The following is a 22,310-nucleotide window of genomic DNA, read 5'->3' on the forward strand; positions in this document are numbered from 1 at the left end:
CACTCACCCCTGTGCTCTGCCGTTGATCGTGTGCGAGACACCCGACTGGTTCTGTACGAGGACCTTCATCAACACAAGGTCCTGGTCGTCACAACTCGCGAGCGCGCAGGCCCGCGCCAGGTCGTAGGCGCAGCCTATGAACGGGAGCGAGCCCGTGGCCCGTATGCAGACGAAGACGCTGCCCGCGCCGCTGTAGGAGGCGGCGCCCCAGCCGAAGTCGGACGAGGCCGCTCTGCTGCTGTCGGTGACCGAGTCGTAGTAGCAGTCGGCCGTGTCGATCACACACGACCACGAGACGCTGTTGACGTAGCCGGCGCCTGGCAGGCAGCTGGAGCCGCCGCCGCTGACGCAGTCGGCGGTCGCGGGTTGGGATGCAGAGAGCAGCAGCACCACCGTCAGCGATACGGCGGCGCAGGCGAGGATCCGCAGCAGCGAGCATGCTCGCGCGCGGAGGTGAGCGACAGACACGATGATCCCCCTCATCGAATAATGAACAAATCTTTAGTTATTCAGACCGTGTAGGTCTGTGTCGCGGTGTGCGCGCACCGTGGCTCGACCTTCAATTATTTAAAGATCGAACTTTATTTAGCATGTCAATGGAGGATTGCGCTGTCAAGCGGGTTCGTGCGCATCGAAACATCGCGCGGGCGGCCGGTCGCGACGGCGCCGGCGATGGCGCTCGCGGCGGCGGCCGTGGCAAGGCGACTGGCGCGTCGGCGTCAGGCGCGCCGGCTGGCGCGCGCGGGCGGCGACGCGGCGGGCGGGCGCCGCCGGGCGCTCAGCGGCTGACGAACAGCGTCACCGGCGCGCGGCGGGCGGCGGAGCGGCCGGAGGCCGGCGTCTGGCCGATCACGCGCGGGCGGCTGCGCAGGTCGGCGACGTGCTCGAGCTGCGGCGCCAGGCCGTGCTGGCGGACGACCGCGACCGCGTCGCGCGGGGCGAGGCCGGTGACGCGCGGCACGCGCCGGCGCCCCGGCGCCCTGCCGTCGAGCGGATCGCTGCGCAGGCGCCGCGGGCCGACGACGAGCCGCCCGCGCGGCGGCGCTCTCAGCTGCACCGTGAGCGGCACGGGGACGTAGTCGTCGGTGCAGAGCTGGCCGCTCGGCCGCACGGTGCGGACCGAGATCTCGATCCGCGCCCGCGTCTCGACCACCGCGGCGCTGAGGCTGCCCGGCAGGCAGGAGCTGGAGCCGAACGCGAGCAGGTCGAGCGAGCGCGCGTCGCGGCCGGCCTGGTCGAGCCGCCAGTCGACGGCGACCGGCGTCGCCGGGTTCGGCTCGCCCGGCGCGATCCCCGGCGAGTCGGCCGCCTGCGCCGCCGCCGGGGCGACGGCGAGCGCGAGCAGGGCGAGCGGAAGCGTGCGGCGCATCGGCCTCACGCTAGCGCGGCCGCACCCTCCATGCGGAGGGTGCGGCCGAACGCACTACGACGGCTGCGTGCAGCCGGCGCCGCCGTTGACGAAGCCGGGGCCGCTGCCGGGCGGGAACGCGTTCACCGTCGAGAGCGTGTTGCGCGCGGCGATGTAGTTCTCGACCGCGACGCCGTCCTGCGCGCCGCCGGCGTAGCCCGGCAGTCTGATCGTGTTCTGTGGGAAGTCGTGCAGGATCCGCACGTCGCCGCCGAACGGGCCGGAGCCGGTCAGCGTGTTGCCCTGCAGGTCGAGGCACTCGGTGACGGTCGCCGCCGGGTCGGCCATCTCGCTGCGGAAGCCGGTCAGCGTTCTCGCTATCGCCGGCTCGGCGACGGTGTTGCCGCTGACCGTCGCGTTGACGGTCACGACGCCGCTGTCGGCGATGCCGTCCTCGCCGCTGATCAGCGCGATCCCGTCCTGCTGGACCTGGCGCACGGTGTTGTTCGTTATCGCGTAGGTGTGCGTGCCCTGGCCGCGCGCCTCGACGTCGATGCCGGAGCCCTGTCTGGAGCCCGAGCCGGTGACGCCGGCGACGCCGACCTGGTTGTTGTCGATTCTGCCCTGGGCGGTCGCGATGCCGGTGCCCTTCTGGACGAACACCGCCGGCCCGAGCGTGCCGCTGACTCTGTTGTTCTGGACGAGGTATCTCAACGCCGTGCCGGCGCCGCTGCCGGCCGTCTGCAGCAGGATGCCGCCGGCGCCGGAGACCTGCGTCTGCGCGTTGGTCATCGTGTTGCCGGTGACGTTGACGGTGCTGCTGGCCTGGTCGGTCGTCGTCGCCTGGAAGAGGTCCTCGCGCGACGATCTGAACTGGTTGCCGCTGACCGTCGCTCTCGACGTGACGCTGTTGCGCGTCTCCAGCAGCATCGCGTTGCTGCCCGTCGCGGTGCTGTTGGCGCCGACGTCGTTGCCGGAGAACGTCAGGTCGAGCGTGCCGGTCGTCGCGTTGACGTGGACGTTGTCCTCGACCGCGCCGGAGATGGCGCTGTTGGTGATGCCGGTCGCGCCGGTCGGGTCGGTCAGGTAGACGCTGCCCTCGTCGAACGCGTCGTTGGTGCCGTTGGTGCCGTTGATCGTGGAGCTGTCGAGCGAGAGGCCGGAGACGCTCGTGCCGCGGACGGCCCAGCCGTCGTTGTTGCTGAGCGCCAGCGATCTGAACGCCGGGCCGCTGGTCTGGTTGAGGTAGAGGCCGATGCCGGCGGTCGAGCCGTCGGCGCCTCTGATGTTCGTGATCGTGCCGCCGGAGCCGGCGGCGCCCGTGCCGGTGACGGCGAGGTTGCCGCTGGAGCCGGTCTGGTTGAGCACGACGCCGTTGGCGGCGCCGTTGGCGGAGATCGACTGGAACGTCGCGTCGGCGGCGCCGATCGTCGTGCTGTCGATCTTCAGCGCGGTGCCGGTCGTCGAGCCGATTCTGCTGCCCGCGCCGGTCGCGGTGACGGTGCCGCCTCTGGTCGCGCTGAAGCCGGCGCCGCTCGTGGTCGTGACCGAGAGCGGGCCGCCGAACGCGATCGCATGGCCCGTGTTGTTGTCGAGGTTGACGCCGGCGCCGCTGCCGGTCGAGGTGGTCGTCGTGCCGCTGAACGTCGTCGTCCCGCCGCCTCTGTTGCCGGTCACGTCGATGCCGGTGGTGCCGGCGCCGGTGCCGCTGACGGTGTCAAACGTGACGCTCGGCGCGGTGTTGTTGCGGATCGCGACGGCGGTGCCGCCGCTGTCGGCGACGTTGACCGTCCCGGCGGCCGGGACCGACAGGCCGGCGACGGTGTCGGCGAGGAAGCCGGTGCCGCCGCTGACGTTGACCGCGACGTCGCCGAAGGCGATCGAGCCGGTCGTCGTCTGCAGCGCGACGCCGCCGCCGGAGCCGCTCGCCGTCGCGCTGTCGATCGCGCCGCTGAGCGCGGTGCCGCTGACGTCGACGGCGCGGCCGCCGCTCGATCTGAGCGCGATCGTGCCGGCGCTCGTCAGGTTGAGCGTGCCGGCGTTGGCGGCCGAGAGCGCCGCGCCGCCGCTGACGTTCGCGTCGACGTCGGAGACGTTGAACGTGCCCGTCGTGCCGCTGAGCGCGATGCCGCCGCTGTTGCCGCTGAGCGTGACGTCGGCGATCGTTGAGCCGGCGGTGCCGGATCTGCCGCTGATCGCCGCGCCGCCGCTGCCGGCGATCGCGAGGCCCTGAACGGTGCTGCCGTTCGCGAGCGTGACGCCCGCGCCGCCGGCGTTGCCGATCGACGGCCGTCTCGCGGCGGTGCCGTCGTAGAGCAGGTCGCCGCCGATCACGAGGTCGTCGGCTTCGCCGATCAGCCGCTCGTTGGCGCCGAGCACGGCGCCCGCGTTCTGGCCGGTCGTGCCGCCGTCGCCGGTGTGCACGAAGATCGTGTCACCGGAGCCGGCGGCGGTGGTCGCCTCGCCGAGCGTGTCGAAGGCGTCGCTGGAGCGGCCGGTGCCGCCCGCCGCCTCCGTGTTGTCGACGTACCAGACGCGGCCGGCGAGTCTGACCGTGACGGTCCCTCTCGCGGTCGCGCTGCCGTCGCTGATCGTGTAGTCGAACGAGTCGCTGGTCGCGGTCGTCCCGGTCGGCGGCACGTAGGTGAAGCTGCCGTCGCTCTGCAGCGTCGCGAAGCCGCCCAGTCTCGAGCTGACTCTCTCCGCTCTGACGCTCAGCTCCGCGCTGCTGTTGTCGGGGTCGCTGTCGTTGTCCTCGACGCTGCCGGTCAGCTGCTTGGCGGCCTCGCCGGCCGGGACCGGGTCGCTGACGACGAGCGTCGTGTTGCCGACGCCGTCGTAGCTGTCGGCGGCCGCCGACGGCGCGTCGTTGACGCCGTCGATCGTGACGCTGACGGTCGCGGTGTCGGTGCCGCCGTTGCCGTCGCTGGCGCGGTAGGTGAACGAGTCGGTCGCCTGCTCGCCGGGCTTGAGCGCGTCGAACTGGCCGGTCGGGTCGTAGCTGAGCGAGCCGTCGGCGCCGACTCTGACGGTCGCGCCTCTGGCGGTTCTGAACGCTCTGCCGACGTTGCCGGCGGCGCCGTTGACCTGGTCGACGGTGAGCGTGTCGCCGTCGGCGTCGGTGTCGTTTCTGAGCAGGCCCGGCGCGCTCAGCGTCGCGACCGTGTCCTCGTCGGTTCTGACCGTGTCGTCGATCGCGTCAGGTCTGTCGTTGACGCCGGTCAGCGTGAATCTGACCGTCGCCGTGGCGGTCCCGCCGTTGCCGTCGGAGACCTCGTAGGTGACGGTGTCGTCGACTCTCTGGCCCGCTCTGAGCGAGTTGAATCTGCCGTTGGGGTCGTATCTGACCGCGCCGTCGGCCCCGATCGTCACGAGCGCGCCGGAGGCCGCTCTGAAGGTCGTGCCGACGTTGGCCGGGCTGCCGTCGACCTGGCTGACCGTGAGCGTGTCGCCCTCGGCGTCGCTGTCATTGGCGAGCACGCCCGGCGCGGGCACCGTCAGCGCGGTGTCCTCGTCGGTGCTGTACGCGTCGCCGACGGCGATCGGTCTGTCGTTGACGCCGCTGACGGTGACGCTGATCGTCGCCGTGTCGGTGCCGCTGTTGCCGTCGCTGACGCGGTAGCTGATCGTGTCTCTGGCCTCCTCGCCGGCTCTGAGCGCGTCGAATCTGCCGTTGGGGTCGTAGCTGAGCGAGCCGTCGGCGTTGACTCTGACGGTCGCGCCTCTGGCGGAGGTGAACGCTCTGCCGACGTTGCCGGCCGAGCCGTCGACCTGGTCGACGGCGAGCGTGTCGCCGTCGGCGTCGCTGTCGTTTCTGAGCACGCCCGGCGCGGCGACGGTGAGGAGCGTGTCCTCGTCGGTTCTGTAGGCGTCGGCCGCGGCGACCGGTCTGTCGTTGACGCCGCTGACGGTGACGCTGATCGTCGCCGTGTCGCTGCCGCCGTTGCCGTCGGAGACCTCGTAGGTGACGCTGTCGTCGACTCTCTGGCCGGCTCTGAGCGTCTCGAATCTGCCGTTGGGGTCGTAGCTGAGCGAGCCGTCGGCGTTGACTCTGACGGTCGCGCCTCTGGCGGAGGTGAACGCTCTGCCGACGTTGCCGGCCGAGCCGTCGACCTGGCTGACGGCGAGCGTGTCGCCGTCGGCGTCAGTGTCGTTTCTGAGCACGCCCGGCGCGGCGACCGTCAGCAGCGTGTCCTCGTCGGTGCTGTACGCGTCGCCGGCGGCGACCGGTCTGTCGTTGACGCCGCTGACGGTGACGCTGATCGTCGCCGTGTCGGTGCCGCCGTTGCCGTCGCTGACGCGGTAGCTGATCGTGTCGCTCGCTTCCTCGCCGGCTCTGAGCGCGTCGAAGGCGCCGGCCGGGTCGTAGCTGAGCGAGCCGTCGGCGTTGACTCTCACCGTCGCGCCTCTGGCGCTTCTGAACGCGCTGCCGACGTTGCCGCCGCTGCCGTCGACCTGGTCGATCGTCAGCGTGTCGCCCTCGGCGTCTCTGTCGTTGGCGAGCAGGCCGGGCGCGGCGACGGTGAGGGGCGTGTCCTGGTCGGTTCTGTAGGCGTCGTCGGCGGCGACCGGTGCGTCGTTGTCGCCGCTGATCGTGACGGCGATCGTGGCGCTGTCAGTGCCGCCGTTGCCGTCGCTGACGCGGTAGCCGATCGTGTCTCTGGCCTCCTCGCCGGCTCTGAGCGCGTCGAAGGCGCCGGCCGGGTCGTAGCTGAGCGAGCCGTCCGCTCTGATCAGCACCGTCGCGCCTCTGGCGCTTCTGAAGGAGGCGCCGACGTTCGCGCCGGAGCCGTCAGCCTGGTCGACCGCGAGCGTGTCGCCGTCGGGGTCGCTGTCGTTGCCGAGCACGCCCGGCGCGGCGATCGAGAGCGGCGTCTGCTCGTCGGTTCTGTAGGCGTCGTCGACCGCGTCGGGCGCGTCGTTGACGGCGGTGACGGTGAATCTGACCGTCGCCGTCGCTCTGCCGCCGTTGCCGTCCTCGACCGTGTACGCGATCGAGTCGACGATGCTCTGGCCTCTTCTGAGGCCGCTGGCGACGCCGCTCGGGTCGTATCTGAGCGCGCCGTCGGCGTCGATCGTGACCGTGCCGCCTCTCGCCGTTCTCGTCGCTCTGCTGACGTTCGCGCCCGCGCCGTCGACCTCGGTGACGGTGAGCGTGTCGCCGTCGAGGTCGCTGTCGTTGGCGAGCACGCCGGGCGCCGCGTCGGTGACGGTGACGCCCTCGTTGGTGCTGTAGGCGTCGTCGCCGGCGGTCGGCACGTCGTTGACCGCGATCACGTCGAGTCTCGCCGCGACCGGCGCCGAGCTGGTGCCGCCGGCGTCGGTGACGAGGAAGCGGATCGAACGCTGCACGGTCGACGGCGCGTCGCTCGTGTTGCGGTATCTGACTCCGCGCAGGGCGGTCTGGTAGGCGGCCAGCGACGCTCTGCCGCTCAGTCTGAGCGTGCCGCTGGGCGCGTCGTAGGAGGCGCTGATCCCGGCCGGCGGCGCGGTCAGCTCGAGCACGTCCTGGCCGGCGGCGAGGCCGCTGACGATCTGGACGGTCGCACCGGAGCCGTCGGTCGAGTCGGGGTCGCTGACGGTGAGGCCGCCGTCGACCGTCGTCGCCGGGTCGTTCTCCGTGTATCTGACGGTGCCGCCGCTGAGCGTCACGACCGGCGGGTCGGCGATCGCTCTGACCGTCACCGTCTTGGTCGCGGCCGCGCTCGTGAGCGCGCCGTCGGTGACGCTGAAGGCGACGCTGCGCGGGCCCGCTCTCGGGTCTCTGCCGGCGTTCGCGTAGGCGACCGAGCGCAGCGCTCTCTCGTAGTCGGCGAGCGGCGCTCTGCCGCTCAGCGTCAGCACGCCTCTCGCTCTCTCGAAGCTGCCTCTGATCGTCGCGGTGTCGCTGAAGACGAGCTGGTCCTCGCCGCCGGCGAAGCCGCCGCCGATCGCGATCGTCGCGCCGGTCAGGTTCGGCGAGTCGACGTCTCTGACCGTCAGCGCCGCGTCGATCGCGGTCGCCGGGTCACCCTCGGTGAAGGCGGTCGCGCCGGCCGAGGTCGTCACGACCGGCGCGTCGTTGACCGCTCTGACGGTGACGGTGACCGTCGCCGTCGTCGAGATCAGCAGCGCGACGGTGACGCGGAACTGGAACGTGTCGCTGCCGTTGAAGTCCGGGTCGGGCGTGTAGGTGAGGAAGCGGTTGGTCGGGAAGCTGAAGTCGCTCAGTCTGCCGTGGGCGGGGTTTCTGACGATCGAGAAGAAGCCCGTGAGCGCCTGTATCGGATCGCTCGCGAGGTCGATTCTGATCGCTCTGTCCTCGTCGGTGGAGACGCTCTGGTCCTGCGCGAACGGCGGGACGCCGATGCTCTGCGGCTGCGGCGCGGGGCCGCCGCCGCCCTTCGGGAAGTTGACGAACTGCTGCGGGTGGACGCCGAGCGGCTTCAGCTTCGCCGCCGCGTTGCCGCGCGCGAAGCCCTCCGTCAGCAGCGAGCCGAGGAAGGGCGTGCCGCCGGCGACGGCCGCGCTGGCCTTGTCGACGGCGCCGCTGTCGGCCAGCAGCCCGTCGATGCCGGTCAGGACGCGGCTGGTGAAGGCGAGCTGGGTGGCGCCGCTGCCGGCGGGGCAGAGGCTGCGCGAGCCGGGGATGCAGGCGTAGGCGGTCTCGTCTCTCTCGCTCGCGGTCAGCAGCACGCGCAGGTTCGGCTCGCTCTTGAGCGCGTCGATCAGGCCGCCCGCGTAGGGCGCGTCGACGAGCAGCTGGAAGTCGGTGCCGGGGTTGGCGCGCAGCAGCGCGCGCAGCTCGTCGGCGCGCAGATCCTGCTGCTCGAGCCGTCCGTCGGCGTGGCCGGAGGCGCCGAGGCTGACGGTCGGCTGGCCGCCCTCGACGCCGCCGCCGGCGATCCACAGCAGCACGCTCTTGCAGCCGTGGCCTCTGATCAGGCGCGTGACGAAGGCCGACGGCGTGAGGCCGTCGCGGGTCGAGTAGCGGGCGGCGACGAAGCCGCGGTCGCGCTTCTCGAGGTCGGACAGGAGGCTGCCGACCGCGGCGCGGGTGCGGTCGACGCTGGCGTAGTCGTACGCGTTGCCGAGCATGTCAGCGACGGTGATCCCGCACGCGTGCGCGCGCGCGAGCGCCAGCGCCGCCCGGTCGGCGCCGGCCTTGGCGGCGACGGTCGTCCCGCGCGCCGTCTTGCGGGCGCTGTCCTTGCGGGCGGTGCCGGCGACGCGGGGGAGGCGCGTGAAGACGCGGAATCTGCGGTCGCGGTAGGCGACGGCGTTGCGCAGGTAGAGCGGCGGCCGGCCGGCGACCAGCGGCGGCCAGTCGAAGCTCGCGCTGACGCGCACCGTGCCGCTGTCGACGCCGACGAGCGCGACGCGGCCGGGGTGCTGGTAGAGCCGGAAGGGGCCGCGGTCCTCGTAGTAGAGCCAGGCCGCCTCGCCGCCGACGCGGATCACCTGCGGCGCGCGCGTGACGTCGGCGCCCGCTCTGCGCAGGCGGTCGCGGCGGACGGCGGTGTTGGGCGCGAAGGCGGAGCTGGCGCTTGCGCGCTCGGCGCCGGCCTGGCGCACGACCGTGCCGGCGGCGAGCGGCCGCCCCTGCCGGAAGACGATCACCGGCGCGTCACCGCGCTCGGAGCCGAGCGCGCGCAATGCGGCGCGATCGGCGCTCGCGGGCGAGATCGCCCGCGCCGGGCTCGCGAAGGCGATCAACGCGATCGCGCAGATGAACATCGCCGCAGCCGCTCCGCGCAGTCCCTGCGCGGTCGAGCGGTCGGCTCCTGACGGATTCCCGGAGACGGTCACGCCGTTCCCTCCCATGCGCCGCGGGTGGCCCGCGCCACGAACCGCGAATCGTCGGTCACTCGTGAGGCACGTCCTGGTGATGCACCCACGTTTGGTACTTCAGCACGAAGTCGCTGGAGGATACGCATCTGCAGCCTGATTGCGCAAATAGTTGCGAAACATTGAACACGCTTTGCATCTCTCGTCTGACATCTATACGGTGCGGCGCATCACGTCGGCGGCAAGGGAGCACGCGGTATGGGGACACCCTTTCTGGGCGAAATCCGCCCGATGTCGTTCAACTTCCCACCTCGAGGGTGGGCGCAGTGCGATGGCCAGCTGTTGCCGATCAACCAGAACCAGCCGCTCTTCTCGCTGCTCGGCACGACCTACGGCGGAAACGGGCAGACGACCTTCGCGCTGCCGAACCTGCGCGGCCGGCTGCCGGTCGGCTGGGGCGGCGGCAACGCGCTCGGCGAGATCGGCGGCAGCGAGGCGGTGACGCTGAATCCGAGTCAGATCCCGGCGCACATGCACACGCTGTTCGCGTCCAAGGTGGCCGGCAACGACGCCTTCCCGGGGATCTTCGCGTCGGCCGCGAACCTCTACACCGGGCCGACGAACCTGACGCCGGTCGGCACCACGCCGACGAGACCGCCGCCGACGATCTCACCTGCGGGCTCGGCGGCGCACAGCAACGTGATGCCGTTCTCGGTGCTCAACTTCTGCATCGCCCTCCAGGGCATATTCCCGTCACGCAACTAGAGGTCGAGGAGAACGACGATGTCTGAGCCGTACGTCGGCGAGATCCGCATGTTCGGCGGCAACTTCGCGCCCAACGGCTGGGCCAACTGCGATGGGGCGCTGCTGCCGATCTCCGAGAACGAGACGCTCTTCAACCTGATCGGCACCACCTACGGCGGTGACGGCCAGGAGACCTTCGCGGTGCCGAACCTGAACGGCCGCGCGTCGATGCACATGGGCACCGGCAACGGCCTCACGACCCGGATACTGGGCGAGGTCGGCGGCAGCGAGAGCGTGACGCTGACGACCAGCCAGCTCGGCGGTCACCAGCACAACCTGATGGCGAGCCTCGACAACGCGACCGGCGCCAACCCGGGCGACGCGGTGCCGGGGACGGTCGGGACGGTCCAGATCTACCGCAGCGGCGCCAACGGCCAGACGATGCCGGCGCAGGCGGTCGACTTCAGAGGCAGCAGCCAGCCGCACGACAACATGCAGCCGTACCTCGTGATCCGTTTCATCATCTCCCTCTTCGGGATCTACCCGAGCCCCAGCTAGGAGGCCATCGATGTCGTCACCCTTCGTCGGCGAGATCAAGGTCTGGGCCGGGAACTTCGCGCCGACCGGCTACGCGACCTGCGCCGGTCAGCTGCTGCCGATCTCGCAGAACACCGCGCTCTTCTCGCTGCTCGGCACGATGTACGGCGGCGACGGCAAGTCGACCTTCGCGCTGCCGGACCTGCAGGGGCGCGTGCCGCTCCACGTCGACAACAGCCAGTACTTCCAGGGCGAGCAGGCCGGCAGCGACTCCGTCACGCTGATCGAGGCCGAGATGGCGCGGCACAACCACGTCGTCAACGTCAACCAGGTCGACACCGCGAACCTGACGCAGCCGGGGCCCAACCGCATCATCGCGCAGTCGCGCAACGGCAACGCGTTCCAGACGAGCGGCACCGACAACGCCGTCGCGATGAACCCGAACGCGATCTCGGTCGCCGGGCAGACGCAGCCGCACTCCAACCAGCAGCCGTACCTGGTGCTGAACTACATCATCGCGCTGCAGGGCGTCTTTCCGCAGCGACCCTGAGGCTGGAGTCGAGGCTGAGCGTCGTCGCGGCGACTCTCAGCCTCAGCTCATCCGGGCGCGCTAGCGTGGCCCGCCCGTGTCCGTCCCCACGAGCACAACCGATCGCAGCGGTGCGATCGACGGCGCCCGCGGCCTCGCGGCGCTGTCGGTGCTGCTGTTCCACGCCTGGCTCTACACGCGCGCCGACGTCTCCGCCTCCTCACGGGTGACGACGCTCGACTACGTCGTGCACGAGGGGCGGCTCGGGCTGGTGCTGTTCTTCGTCCTCTCCGGCTTCCTGCTGTGGCGGCCGTTCGTCGCCGCCGCGCGCGGCCGCCGGCCGCGGCCCGGCACGCGCGAGTACCTCGTCCGCCGCGGCGCGCGCGTGCTGCCGGCCTACTACCTCGCGCTGGCCGGCTCGCTCGCGCTGCTGTGGGGCGCGCGCGAGACGCCCGGCGTGCGGCTGCCGCCGGCGGAGCTGCTGCCGCACTTCCTCGTCTTCGCGCAGAACTTCAACCCGGCGACGGTGATGAAGCTCGACCCGCCGATGTGGACGCTCGCGGTCGAGGTCAGCTTCTACCTGCTGCTGCCGCTGGTCGCGCTGCTGGCGCTGCGGCTGCCGCGCGCGCGGGCCGCGCAGCTGCTCGTGCCCGCGGCGCTGCTCGCCTTCGGCGTGATGTGGAACGTCGACATCGCCGGCACCGGCTCGATCGTCTCCAGCAAGCTGCTGCCGGCGATGCTGCCGTACTTCGCGCTCGGGATGGCCGTCGCGCTGGCGCTCGACGGCCGCCGCCCGTTCGGCCCGCGGGTCGCCTACCCGCTGCTTGCGCTGGGGCTGGCGCTGGTCGCCGGCGACGCCTGGTGGCAGGCGCATGGGGCGGCGGTCAGATCGCACTCGTACGCGTTCCGGATCTGGCGCGACCTGCCCGGCGCGGCCGGCTTCGCGCTCGTCGTCGCGGTCGCCGCCGGCAGCTCCGGCGCCGGCACCGCGCTGCTGCGGCTGCGGCCGCTGGTGTGGTTCGGGACGATCTCCTACGGCGTCTACCTGTGGCACGTGCCGCTGCTGCTGTTCGCGCGGCATCTCGGCCTGCTGCCGCTGCACACGCTGCCGGCGACGCTGGTCGCGCTGGCGCTGAGCGTCCCCGTCGCGGCGGCCAGCTGGCGCTGGGTCGAGCAGCCGGCGATCGAGCGGGCGCGCTGGTTCACGCGCCGTTGGCGCGAGCCGCTGGGGCGCGCGGCAGCGCGCGGCGAGCGCGGCGTCGCGCGCTCGCGCGCCTGAGCGGCAGACGCGCGGCGGGCGCCGGCCGCGGCTGCGGACGGCGAGCGGCGGTGCCGGCCGCGTCCGCGGGCGCCGGCCTACGCCGCGATCGCGCGCGGCTGCACGTCCTCGCCGGCGAAGACGCGCGCGAGCGTGCCGACCTGCTCGGCGAGCAGGTCGAGGTCGTCGCCGCGGCCGCACTGGAGGCCGATCACCAGCCGCGTCACCGTCAGCAGCCCGGGGCTGGCGATCGCGCCCTCCTCGAGGCTGCCGATGTAGTTCTTGTGCATGCCGGTGCGCTCGGCCAGGACCGCGCGCGTCAGCTCGCGGCGGCGCCGCAGCAGCCGCAGCGCACGGCCGAGCGGCTCGGCGCTGGGCTCGCGCCGCCGCTGGCCGGCGGCGTGGGCGCGGCCGCCCGGCTCCGCCGTCGCAGACAGCGGCAGCACGAAGCTCTCGGCCAGCACGCTGACGCTGACGCCGAGCGCGCGGGCGAGCCGGTCGACGGTCGCGAGGCCGGGGTTGGCGACGGTGCCGCGCTCGAGCGCGCCGAGGTAGTTGCGGTGCAGGCCCTCGCGCTCGGCGAGGTCGCGCTGGGTGATCCCGGCGGCGGTTCGCAGCAGCCGCACGGCGTTGCCGAACGCCTCGGCCCCGCCGAGCTGCGCGAGGGCCGGGTCGGTGGGGAGGAGCGTGAGAGAGGGCATCGCGGCCGGATCCTGGCGCGCGCCCGTCCTCACCGGTAGGCAACGTCTGACCGTTCGTCCCGTTGAATACTCAGGGCTAGGTATATGTGGGCTCCTACTGTCACAACTTCGGCTTTTCACCGAATGCGACCGCTCGTGTGCGCGGCGGCACGAACGGGGGAGAACCCTCTGACTAGGGTCCGCAGCAGACAGCGAATCCGCACAGGTCAGGCACCACAGGAGGTCCCGCGATGACGAGCACCACGAAGAAGCGAGCAGCGGCGGTCGCCGTCGGAGCGGTCGGCGCCGGGCTCGTGGCGCGACGCGCCCTCACCAGCGACCAGGTCCGCTTCGCGCGCATGGGCGGCAGCTCGATCGCGGCTCCCGACGCCGCCGGCTGGGTGACCGACTTCCTCAACGCGGCCTACTACGCCAAGCCCGCCGGCCAGCGCGACCCGGAGGATCTGCGGCTCGCCTTCGCGATCGTCACGACCCGCTGGCAGCGCGGCGGCCGGCGTCTGCACGCCCACGACGTGCTCGCCTTCCACCGCGCCTTCGGCCGCCGCCGCTTCAACGCCGCCGAGCGCGGCACGCTCGACCGCGCGCAGCTGCTGGCCGGCGGCGCGAAGCTGTTCGGCGACTGGTTCGCGGCGGCGTGGGCCGACGACGCGCGGCGCGGCTGGGGCGTCGTCTTCGAGACGGAGGCGGAGAAGGCCGCCTACGTGCCGGAGAAGCGGCTGGAGCTGGCGAAGCTCGGCGAGCTGACGCCAGCCGCCAAGCCGCAGGCCGAGCAGGTCTGGCACACCTACGACCCGGTCGCCGTGCCCGACGCCGACGCGATCGTCGACGTGCTGACGAGACCGGAGCGGTGGCCCGACTACGGCACCGCGATCGGCCGCTTCACGCCGCTGCGCAGCGGCGGCCTCGCCGGCCAGACGTTCGAGATCGAGGTCGCCGCGCAACCGGCCGAGAAGACGCCGGTCTACACGCGCGGCTACGTCACGATCACGCGCCTGGTGACGCACGCCGACCCGGAGCCGCTGGCCGCCTACATGGCCGAGCTGAACGAGGGGATGGCGCGGATCGGCCGTGACGAGCCGCAGCCGCTGCCCGACGGCGCGACGCCGCTGGTCGGCTTCGACCTGACGACCCACGCCGGCCACTTCATGGGCGCCGGCAACAACCGCCTGCTGCTGTACGTCCAGGACGGCCAGGCGTACGTGCGCGCGGCCGGCACCTGGGACGACATGCCGTGGCATCTCGACCAGGCCTACAGACTCGCCGGCGCCGACGCGCAGGCGGCCTTCTGGGGCGAGGGCGACCCGCAGGAGAGCATGCTGCACCAGCTCGCGCTGAAGACGGGTCCCCGATGAGCCAGCGCTTCGACGCGATCGTCGTCGGCAGCGGCCCGAACGGGCTGGCGGCGGCGATCGCGTTCGCCACGGCCGGCCGCCAGACGCTGCTGCTGGAGGCGCGCCCGCAGCTCGGCGGCGCCGTCGCGACCGCCGAGCTGACGCTGCCCGGCTTCCACCACGACGTCTTCTCGTCGGTCTACCCGGCGGCGGCCGCCTCGCCGGTCTTCGCGCGCATGCCGCTGGCCGACCACGGCCTCCGCTGGGTCCAGCCGGCCGTGCCGATGGCGCACCCGCTGCCCGGCGGCCGCGCCGCCGTGCTCGCGCGCGAGGTCGCGACGACGGCGGCGAGCCTCGACGCGCTCGCGCCCGGCGACGGCGCCGCCTGGCGCGAGCTGGCCGAGCCGTACCTGGCGCGGTTCGGCGCGCTGCGGGCGACGATGCTGGGCGGCTTCCCGCCGCTCGCCGGCGGCGCGCGGCTGCTGGCCGGGCTGGGCGTCGGCGGCACGCTGGAGTTCACGCGCCTGCTGCTCGCCTCGGCCGAGGCGCTCGGCGGCGAGCTGTTCAAGAGCGAGGGCGCGAAGGCGTGGCTGTTCGGCGCGGCGCTGCACGGCGACGTGCCGGTCGGCGGCGCCGGCAGCGCGATCTCCGGCCTGTACCTGAACCTGCTCGGCCACGCCGTCGGCTGGCCCAGCCCGGAGGGCGGCGCCGGCCGCCTGACCGACGCGCTCGCCGGCCACTTCCGCGCGCTCGGCGGCGTCGCCCGCGTCGACGCCCGGGTCGCGCGCGTCGAGGTCAGCGGCGGGCGCGTCAGCGGCGTCGCGCTCGGCGACGGCGAGACGGTGACGGCGCCGACGGTGCTGCTCGACGTCACGCCCCGTCAGCTGATCGAGCTGGCCGGCGCGGCGCTGCCGCAGCGCTACGTGCGCAGACTCGCGCGCTACCGCTACGGCCAGCCGACGCTGAAGCTCGACTGGGCGCTCGACGGGCCGATCCCGTGGGAGGCGCAGGAGGTGCGCGGCGCCGGCACCGTCCACGTCGGCGGCGACGCGGCGGAGATCCGCGCCGCGCTGCTGGAGGTCGAGGCCGGCCGGCTGCCGGCGAGACCGTTCCTGCTGGCCGGCCAGCAGTCGCTCGCGGACCCGACGCGCGCGCCCGAGGGCAAGCACACCGCGTGGGCGTACACGCACCTGCCGGCGAGCGCCGACATGGAGGCCGCGGTCGACGCCGCCGAGGCGCAGGTCGAGCGCTTCGCGCCCGGCTTCCGCGACCTGATCGCCGCCCGCCACGTGCTCGCGCCGAGACAGCTGGAGGAGCGCAACGCCAACCTCGTCGGCGGTGACGTCGGCGGCGGCTCCTACGCGCTCGACCAGCTCGTCTTCCGCCCGGTGCCGTCGCTGAGCCCGTATCGCACGCCGCTGCGCGGGCTCTACCTCGGCAGCGCCTCGACCTTCCCCGGCGGGGCGGTCCACGGCGTCCCCGGCGACGCGGCCGCGCGCGCGGCGCTGCACGACGAGACGCTGCAGCGGGTCACGCGCCTGCCGCTGGCGCTGCCGAAGGCGCTGCTGGGCGGCTGAGTCAGCGTCTGTTCAGCGCCGGCGTCGGCGCCGGCGGTGCGGCGGGGGCGAGGCGGACGCGCGCGTCGACGACGAGCGCGCCGCCGGGGTGGACGACGACCGGGTTGCAGTCCAGCTCGACCACCTCCGGGTGCGCCTCGACGAGCGCGCTGACGCGCAGCACGACCTGCTCCAGCGCGGCGACGTCGACGACCGGCGCGCCGCGGTAGCCCTGCAGCAGCGGGAAGGTCCCCAGCTCGCGCACGACGTTGCGCGCACCGCGGTCGGTGACGGGGGCGAGCCGGACCGCGACGTCTCTCAGCAGCTCGACGGCACGGCCGCCGAGGCCGACCGCGACGACCGGCCCGAACAGCGGGTCGGTCGTCGAGCCGACCAGCAGCTCGATCCCGGCCGGCGCCATCGCCTGCACGAGGAAGCCCTCCGGCGGCGGCCAGCCGGCGGCGGCGAAGCGCTCGCGCATCTGCTGCGCCGCCCGTCGCACCGCCGTCGGGCCGGCGAGGTCGAGCACGACGCCGCCGCGGTCGGACTTGTGCAGCAGACCAGGGGCGATCGCCTTCAGCGCGAGCCGCCCGCCGAGCTCCCTCGCCGCTCTCGCCGCCGCCGTCGGGCTGCGCACGACCCGCTGCGCCGGCAGCGGCAGCCCGTGACAGGCGAGCAGCCGGTGGGTCGCGAGCGGATCGAGCCAGCCGCCGCTCTCGTCTCCTCCGCCACCCGCCCCGAGCGCGCGGGCGACGATCGCGGAGGCCTCGTCGGTGCGCGCGTCGGGGAAGGCCGGCACGACGCCGCGCGGCGTCTGCCGCCAGCGCGCGTGCTCGGCGGCGCGGGCGAGCGCGCGGGCGGCGTCCTCGGGGTAGCGGAAGACCGGCAGCCGGCGCGAGACGGCGGCCGGCGCCCGCGGGGCGTCGTCGTCGGCGGCGGCCGCTTGAGCGGCGGCCGCGTTCTCCTCGCCGATCGCCTGCGCGAGCGAGTCGCCCGTCATGAAGACCGACAGCAGCGGCAGGCGGCCGTCGAGCGTCGCGGCGGCGCCGTGCAGCGCCCGCGCGACGTCCTCCGCACGCGCGAACGGGCGCGCGACGAAGACGGCGATGATCGCGTCGACGGCGTCGCTGCGGCCGATCGTCTCGACCGCCTCCGCAAACGCCTGCGGCGAGGCGTCGACGAGCAGGTCGACCGGGTTGGAGAGGCCGGCGCTTCTGGGCACGATCGCGCCCAGCTCGCGCCGCAGCCGCTCCGGCAGCAGCGGCAGCTCCAGCCCGGCCGCCTGGCAGGCGTCGGCCGCGAGCGTCCCCGGCCCGCCGGTGTTGGTGACGATCGCGACGCGGCGGCCGGCCGGCAGCGGCTGGCGCTCCAGCAGCGCGGCGAGGTCGAACAGCTCGCCGAGCGTGTCGGCGCGCAGCACGCCGGCCTGGCGGAAGAGCGCGGAGACGGCCAGCTCGTTGCCGGCCAGCAGCGCGCCGGTGTGGGAGGAGGCGGCGCGCTGACCGGCGCTGGTGCGGCCGGCCTTGACGGCGACGACCGGCTTGCGCTGCCCGACCCGTCTCGCGATCCGCGCGAACTTGCGCGGGTTGCCGAACGACTCGAGGTAGAGCAGGATCGCGCTCGTGCGCTCGTCCTGCTCGCCCCATTCGAGGAAGTCGTTGCCGGACAGGTCGGCCTTGTTGCCGACGGTCGCGAAGGCGGAGATGCCGACGCCCAGCTCCCGCGCCTGCTCCAGCAGCGCGATCCCGACGCCGCCGCTCTGCGACAGCAGCCCGATCCCGCCCGGCGGCGGCTGCGTCGGCACGAAGGTCGCGTCGAGCCTGATCGCCGGGTCGGTGTTGAGCACGCCGAGCGCGTTGGGGCCGATCAGCCGCATGCCGGCGCCGCGGCAGGTCGCGATCAGCTCGCGCTGACGCTCGGCGCCCTCCGGCCCCGCCTCGGCGAAGCCGGCGGCGACGACGACCAGCGCCCGCACGCCGCGCTCGCCGCATTGGCGCGCGACCGTCAGCACCTCGGCTGCGGGGATCGCCAGGACCGCCAGGTCGAGCTCGCCGGGGACCTCGTCGAGCGTGCGCTGGCAGGGGTGGGAGCCGATCGGCCGGCCGCGCTTGTTGACGGCGTGCAGCGTGCCGGTGAAGCCGCCGGCGACGAGGTTGGCGAACAGCGCGCCGCCGATCGTCGCGCGGTCGGGCGAGGCGCCGACGACGACGATCGAGCGCGGTCTGAGGACGGCGTCCATCGCCGCGACCGCCGCCAGCCGCTCGCGCTGGCGGAAGCGCTCGCGCGCCTCGTCGGTGAAGGCCGTCGGCATCTCGACGGTCAGCACGCCCGGCTCGGAGTGGACCTGCAGCGGCAGTCTGCTCTCGCGGAAGACGGCGAGCATCTTGTGGTTCTCCGGCAGCACCTCGGCGACGAACGTCGCGATCCCCTGGGCGCGCGCGCCGAAGGCGAGGTGGGCCAGCAGGATCGTCGCCAGCCCTCTGCCGCGCATCGTCTCGGAGACCTCGAAGGCGACCTCGGCGCGGTCGGCGCCGGGGCCGTAGCGGGCCCACGCGGCGTGGCCGACGATCGCCCCGTCGCCGGTCAGCGCGAGCAGCCCGTCGCGCTCGTGGCGATCGACCTCGGCGGCCCAGCGGGCGGCGGCGCCGAGGTCGGCGGCGGGGGTGAAGAAGCGCAGCCGGCGCGAGTCGGCGGAGAGCGATTCGAGGAACGCCCGCAGCGCGGGCAGGTCGCCGGCGCGGACGGGGCGCACGTGGATCGGCGCCCCGTCGCGCAGCGCGACGTCGACCGCGCGCGCTGCGAGCGCGGCGGCCGAGGGGATCGGGGCGGAGGGCGGCTGCATCGTCACCGAAGGGGTGATACCCGACGGCGGCGGGCCCCGTCGCCTTGCCGTCGCCAGCCTGCTCGGAACTGGCGGCGGACCTCTCCGCCGCCCTCCGCGCCGTTTGTGCTCCTCAGTGCGGGATGACGTCGGGGTTGCCCTCGCCGTCGCCGTCGTCGAGGAGACGCTTGATCGCGTACATCACGATGCCGGTGGTCAGCACGATCGTCGCCATCGTGAGACCGACGATCAGCCAGGTCGGCGAGGCGCCGATCCAGAGGACCATGCCGACGATCGCGAGCATCGGCAGCATGAAGACGAAGAGGAGTGGTGCGTCCGGGGCTTCCTTGCGCATCGTCGGCTCCTTTGCGAAGCGGGTTGCGGTGACGGGGTGTCATCACGATCCCGCGTCGGTCCCCCGCTGCCAGCCGGGCGATCCCGCAGACCGCCGCGGGGAACTACGGACCCGCCCGCCGCGCTGCGCCGCGCGCCGCAGCCGGGCGCGCCGCCGCCCCCGCGCGCCTATCTCGCCAGCGGCGGCCAGGCGCGGCCGAAGTCCTCGGCGACGAGGCTCATCGCGAGGAAGCCGCCGGCGCCGCCGCCGCTGCCGAGCGCGGCCGCGACCTGCATCGAGCCGCCGGCGTCGCCGGCCGCGAAGACGCCGTCGAGCGAGCTGCGCTGGAAGCCGTCGACGGCGATCGCGCCGCGGCCGTCGAGCCGCAGCCCGAGCTGCTCGGCGAGCGCCACGCGCGGCTCCATCGTCAGCCCGATCAGGAGCGCGTCGCGCGTCAGTTCGCCGCCGTCGGCGAAGGCGACCGCGCGCAGGCGGCCGCCGTCGGCGCGCAGCTCCGCGACCGGGCGCTCGTCGAGCGCGATGCCGGCTTGCCGCAGCGTCGCGTGCTCGTCGTCGGCGAGCGTCGCGGGGCCGTTGCTGAGCAGCACGACGTCGTCGCTCCAGTTGCGCGCGAGCAGCGCGCGGTCGAAGCCGTGCGGCGTGCCGTCGAGCACCGCCCACGGCCGCCCCTGCACCTCCCAGCCGTGGCAGAAGGGACAGTGGAAGACGCTGTCGCCCCACAGCGGCGCGACGCCGGGCAGGTCGAGCGGGACGTAGTCCATCCCGGTCGCGATCAGCAGCCGCCGCGTCAGCTCGCGGCTGCCGTCGGCGAGCGTCAGCGCGAAGCCGGCTCGCGAAGCCGCCGCGCCGCCGCCGCCGCCCGCGTCCGCCGCGCCGCCGAAGCCCGCGCCCGCGTCGCCGACCCGCTCGACCCGCTCCGCCCGCGCCACCTCGCCGCCGCGCAGCTCGACGCTCGGCAGCGCCTCGAGCTGCTCGTGGCCGGCGGCGTAGAGCGCGGCCGGCGAGGTCCCGTCCTGTCCCAGCAGCCCGCCGATCGCGTGTGCGGGCAGGTTGCTCTGCCTGCCGGCGTCGATCACCAGCGTCGTGCGTCGCGCGCGCCCGAGCACGAGCGCGGCGCTCAGTCCGGCGGCCCCGCCGCCGATCACGATGCAGTCCCACGGTTCGTTCATGCACGACAGCGTTGCGTTCCCACCCCGCATCTGGCAAGGTCTTTTGCTGAAATGGCAACTGACCAGACGCATGAGCACGCGCACGCCCACGAGCCGGAGGACACCGACGCGCGCGTCCGCCGCCGGCTGAGAGAGCTGCGCGTCGCGCGCGGGCTGACGCTCGCCGCCGTCGCCGAGCGCGCCGGGATGGCCGTCTCGACGCTCAGCCGGCTGGAGTCGGGCGGCCGGCGGATGGCGCTCGACCATCTGCCCGCGCTCGCCCGCGCCCTCGACGTGACCGTCGACGAGCTGCTGGCGGTCCGCATCCAGCCCGACCCGCGCATCCGCAGCGCGCCGAGAACGCGCAGCGGCACGACCTACTGGGAGCTGACCAACGACCCGGCCGCGAGCGGCCTGCGCGCCTACAAGATGCGGATCGGCGCCGAGAAGAACGAGCCGCAGCCGCTGCGCACCCATGCCGGCCACGACTGGGTCTACGTGCTGAGAGGCAGGCTGCGGCTGATCCTCGGCGACGACGACCTCGTGCTCGAACCGGGCGAGGCGGCCGAGTTCAGCTGCTGGACGCCGCACTGGCTCGGCTCCGTCGACGGTCCGGTCGAGCTGATCGCGATCTTCGGCCCGCAGGGCGAGAGACTCCACATCCGCGAGTGACGGCCTGACGCGCCACCGCACCTTTCGCGACACGAGGGTGTCGCAAGCAACCATGGAGTCACGGATCGACCGTCGCCGCTTTCTCGGCACCGCCGGCGCTGCCGGCGCCGCTGCCGTCGCGGCGAGCACCGCCCAACCCGCCCCCGCGCAGGCCGCCTCGCGCGCCGCGCGCGCGGCGCAGACGCCCGACGGGCCGAACGTGCTGGTGCTGGTGATCGACTCGCTCCGCTACGACCACGTCGGCGTCAACGGCAGCAAGGTCAGGACGCCGAACATCGACGCGCTCGCGCGCGAGAGCCTGCGCTTCACGCGCGCCTTCCCCGAGGCGATGCCGACCGTGCCGGCGCGCCGCTCGCTGATGACGAGCCGCCGCGTCTACCCCTGGAGCGGCTGGAAGCCGACCCGCAACCTGCCCGGCACGCCCGGCTGGACCGGCCTCGGCGAGGGCGAGACGACCTGGCTGAGAGCGCTGAGCAAGGCCGGCTACTGGACCGGCTACGTGACCGACAACCCCTTCCTCGGCTTCAACCCGACGTGGGCGCCGCTGCGCAGAAGCGTCGACCGCTTCATGCGCATCGGCGGGCAGGTCGGCGCGCTGCGGCCCTCCTCCTCGATCTCGCTCGCGAGCGCGCGTCACTGGCTTCCGCGCGACATGCAGACCGAGGCGTACGTCAGAGGGATGCGGCAGCACCTCGCCAACCTCTCCGGCGCGCGCGACGAGCGCGAGCAGTGCTGCGCCCGCGTCTTCAGCCACGCGCTCGACGTGCTCTCAAGCGCCCGCCGCGCGAGACGGCCGTTCGCGCTCGTCGTCGACTGCTTCGACCCGCACGAGCCGTGGGCGCCGGTGAAGAAGTACCGCGACCTATACCTCGACGCCAGCTACAGCGGCAACGAGCCCGGCAACGTCCGCTACCGCCCGTCGAGATACCTCACCGCCGAGGAGCTGAGACGGCTGCCGGGGATCTACGCCGCGGCCGTCACGCAGACCGACGTCTGGCTCGGCCACTTCCTGTCGAAGTTCTACGACGCCGGCCTCGCCGACAGCACCGCGATCGTGCTGCTGAGCGACCACGGGATCGTGCTCGGCGAGCGCGGCTGGACTGGCAAGCCGGCGCTGGAGCTGCATCCGGAGCTGATCCACGTGCCGATGCTGCTGCGCGCGCCCGACCGCCGCCGCGGCGGTCAGAGCACGGACTACTTCTCCTCGCCGCACGACGTCGGCACGACGCTGCTGTCGATGACGGGGACGAGACGCCCCTCCTCGATGAACGGCTCAGACTTGTCACCGCTGCTGTCCTCCAGAGCGCCCGCCGAGGCGCGCCCGTTCTGGTTCGGCGGCTACGCCAACCACTGGTACTACCGCGACGGCCGCTGGGCGCTGATCGCCGACGGCAACAACCGCGGCCGCGAGCTGTTCGACCTGCGCAAGGACCCGGGCGAGCACAGCAACATCGCGCGCGACAACCTGCCGCTGCTGGATCAGATCTACAAGCGCGTGCTGAAGAGCGCCAAGCTCAGCCGCTTGCCGTACTTTGGACGCTGA

At 73.4% G+C, this 22,310-nt stretch carries 15 protein-coding genes; 8 read left to right on the top strand and 7 right to left on the bottom strand.

What is annotated here, in order from left to right; all coding sequences use genetic code 11:
• Nucleotides 1-3 precede the first annotated feature (3 nt).
• The 3 genes from Q7L73_RS16545 to Q7L73_RS16555 form a co-directional block, all read right to left on the bottom strand.
• On the bottom strand, nucleotides 4-468 hold the full coding sequence (locus tag Q7L73_RS16545) for a hypothetical protein (RefSeq protein WP_304690993.1): 465 nt from the start codon (nucleotides 466-468) through the stop codon (nucleotides 4-6).
• Nucleotides 469-778: 310 nt separating this feature from the next.
• Nucleotides 779-1,369, bottom strand: coding sequence for a PASTA domain-containing protein (locus Q7L73_RS16550; RefSeq protein WP_304690994.1), 591 nt, complete (start codon nucleotides 1,367-1,369; stop codon nucleotides 779-781).
• 54 nt (nucleotides 1,370-1,423) lie between these two features.
• A complete protein-coding gene (locus Q7L73_RS16555) occupies nucleotides 1,424-9,136 on the bottom strand; it encodes an Ig-like domain-containing protein (protein WP_304690995.1) in 7,713 nt (2,570 codons plus the stop codon).
• Nucleotides 9,137-9,373: 237 nt separating this feature from the next.
• On the opposite strand from Q7L73_RS16555, the gene Q7L73_RS16560 reads away from it, so the two are divergent.
• The 4 genes from Q7L73_RS16560 (at nucleotide 9,374) to Q7L73_RS16575 (ending at nucleotide 12,204) form a co-directional block, all read left to right on the top strand.
• Entirely contained in the window at nucleotides 9,374-9,880 is a 507-nt protein-coding gene (locus Q7L73_RS16560; protein WP_304690996.1) for a phage tail protein, read from the top strand.
• An 18-nt stretch (nucleotides 9,881-9,898) separates the two neighbouring features.
• Nucleotides 9,899-10,417 carry a phage tail protein gene (locus Q7L73_RS16565; RefSeq protein WP_304690997.1) on the top strand — a complete coding sequence of 173 codons (519 nt, stop codon included), beginning with the start codon at nucleotides 9,899-9,901 and terminating at the stop codon, nucleotides 10,415-10,417.
• 10 nt (nucleotides 10,418-10,427) lie between these two features.
• Complete coding sequence (locus Q7L73_RS16570) at nucleotides 10,428-10,946, top strand: phage tail protein (protein WP_304690998.1); 519 nt, start codon at nucleotides 10,428-10,430, stop codon at nucleotides 10,944-10,946.
• 76 nt (nucleotides 10,947-11,022) lie between these two features.
• Entirely contained in the window at nucleotides 11,023-12,204 is a 1,182-nt protein-coding gene (locus Q7L73_RS16575) for an acyltransferase (protein WP_304690999.1), read from the top strand.
• Between the two features lie 77 nt (nucleotides 12,205-12,281).
• On the opposite strand, the gene Q7L73_RS16580 is transcribed toward Q7L73_RS16575, so the two are convergent.
• A complete protein-coding gene (locus Q7L73_RS16580; RefSeq protein ID WP_304691000.1) occupies nucleotides 12,282-12,884 on the bottom strand; it encodes a helix-turn-helix domain-containing protein in 603 nt (200 codons plus the stop codon).
• A gap of 230 nt (nucleotides 12,885-13,114) precedes the next feature.
• Between Q7L73_RS16580 and Q7L73_RS16585 the strand changes: the two genes are divergently transcribed.
• Complete coding sequence (locus Q7L73_RS16585; RefSeq protein WP_304691002.1) at nucleotides 13,115-14,236, top strand: hypothetical protein; 1,122 nt, start codon at nucleotides 13,115-13,117, stop codon at nucleotides 14,234-14,236.
• The gene (locus Q7L73_RS16590) at nucleotides 14,233-15,792 is read left to right on the top strand and encodes an NAD(P)/FAD-dependent oxidoreductase (protein WP_304691003.1); all 1,560 of its coding nucleotides are present in this window, start codon (nucleotides 14,233-14,235) and stop codon (nucleotides 15,790-15,792) included. Before Q7L73_RS16585 ends, Q7L73_RS16590 begins: the two co-directional genes overlap by 4 nt.
• Nucleotide 15,793: 1 nt before the next feature.
• Here the strand turns inward: Q7L73_RS16590 and Q7L73_RS16595 are convergent, their stop codons facing one another.
• The 3 genes from Q7L73_RS16595 to Q7L73_RS16605 form a co-directional block, all read right to left on the bottom strand.
• Complete coding sequence (locus tag Q7L73_RS16595) at nucleotides 15,794-18,613, bottom strand: bifunctional GNAT family N-acetyltransferase/acetate--CoA ligase family protein (RefSeq protein WP_304691055.1); 2,820 nt, start codon at nucleotides 18,611-18,613, stop codon at nucleotides 15,794-15,796.
• Nucleotides 18,614-18,725: 112 nt separating this feature from the next.
• A complete protein-coding gene (locus Q7L73_RS16600; protein ID WP_304691005.1) occupies nucleotides 18,726-18,947 on the bottom strand; it encodes a hypothetical protein in 222 nt (73 codons plus the stop codon).
• Nucleotides 18,948-19,114: 167 nt separating this feature from the next.
• A complete protein-coding gene (locus Q7L73_RS16605; RefSeq protein ID WP_304691007.1) occupies nucleotides 19,115-20,116 on the bottom strand; it encodes an NAD(P)/FAD-dependent oxidoreductase in 1,002 nt (333 codons plus the stop codon).
• 51 nt (nucleotides 20,117-20,167) lie between these two features.
• Here Q7L73_RS16605 and Q7L73_RS16610 point away from each other — a divergent pair, with 51 nt between their 5' ends.
• Together Q7L73_RS16610 and Q7L73_RS16615 are read left to right on the top strand one after the other, a co-directional pair.
• A complete protein-coding gene (locus Q7L73_RS16610) occupies nucleotides 20,168-20,767 on the top strand; it encodes a helix-turn-helix domain-containing protein (protein ID WP_304691009.1) in 600 nt (199 codons plus the stop codon).
• 52 nt (nucleotides 20,768-20,819) lie between these two features.
• Nucleotides 20,820-22,310 carry a sulfatase gene (locus Q7L73_RS16615; RefSeq protein WP_304691011.1) on the top strand — a complete coding sequence of 497 codons (1,491 nt, stop codon included), beginning with the start codon at nucleotides 20,820-20,822 and terminating at the stop codon, nucleotides 22,308-22,310.

The organism is Conexibacter sp. CPCC 205762, assembly GCF_030646155.1.
GTDB lineage: Bacteria > Actinomycetota > Thermoleophilia > Solirubrobacterales > Solirubrobacteraceae > Conexibacter.

Excerpts from the sequence above, each read along its gene's own strand:
- Q7L73_RS16560 (WP_304690996.1), top strand. The coding sequence starts at position 9,374 with ATGGGGACACCCTTTCTGGGCGAAATCCGCCCGATGTCGTTCAACTTC.
- Q7L73_RS16605 (WP_304691007.1), bottom strand. The coding sequence starts at position 20,116 with ATGAACGAACCGTGGGACTGCATCGTGATCGGCGGCGGGGCCGCCGGA.
- Q7L73_RS16615 (WP_304691011.1), top strand. The coding sequence starts at position 20,820 with ATGGAGTCACGGATCGACCGTCGCCGCTTTCTCGGCACCGCCGGCGCT.
- Q7L73_RS16595 (WP_304691055.1), bottom strand. The coding sequence starts at position 18,613 with ATGCAGCCGCCCTCCGCCCCGATCCCCTCGGCCGCCGCGCTCGCAGCG.
- Q7L73_RS16610 (WP_304691009.1), top strand. The coding sequence starts at position 20,168 with ATGGCAACTGACCAGACGCATGAGCACGCGCACGCCCACGAGCCGGAG.
- Q7L73_RS16590 (WP_304691003.1), top strand. The coding sequence starts at position 14,233 with ATGAGCCAGCGCTTCGACGCGATCGTCGTCGGCAGCGGCCCGAACGGG.
- Q7L73_RS16580 (WP_304691000.1), bottom strand. The coding sequence starts at position 12,884 with ATGCCCTCTCTCACGCTCCTCCCCACCGACCCGGCCCTCGCGCAGCTC.
- Q7L73_RS16570 (WP_304690998.1), top strand. The coding sequence starts at position 10,428 with ATGTCGTCACCCTTCGTCGGCGAGATCAAGGTCTGGGCCGGGAACTTC.
- Q7L73_RS16585 (WP_304691002.1), top strand. The coding sequence starts at position 13,115 with ATGACGAGCACCACGAAGAAGCGAGCAGCGGCGGTCGCCGTCGGAGCG.
- Q7L73_RS16565 (WP_304690997.1), top strand. The coding sequence starts at position 9,899 with ATGTCTGAGCCGTACGTCGGCGAGATCCGCATGTTCGGCGGCAACTTC.
- Q7L73_RS16550 (WP_304690994.1), bottom strand. The coding sequence starts at position 1,369 with ATGCGCCGCACGCTTCCGCTCGCCCTGCTCGCGCTCGCCGTCGCCCCG.
- Q7L73_RS16600 (WP_304691005.1), bottom strand. The coding sequence starts at position 18,947 with ATGCGCAAGGAAGCCCCGGACGCACCACTCCTCTTCGTCTTCATGCTG.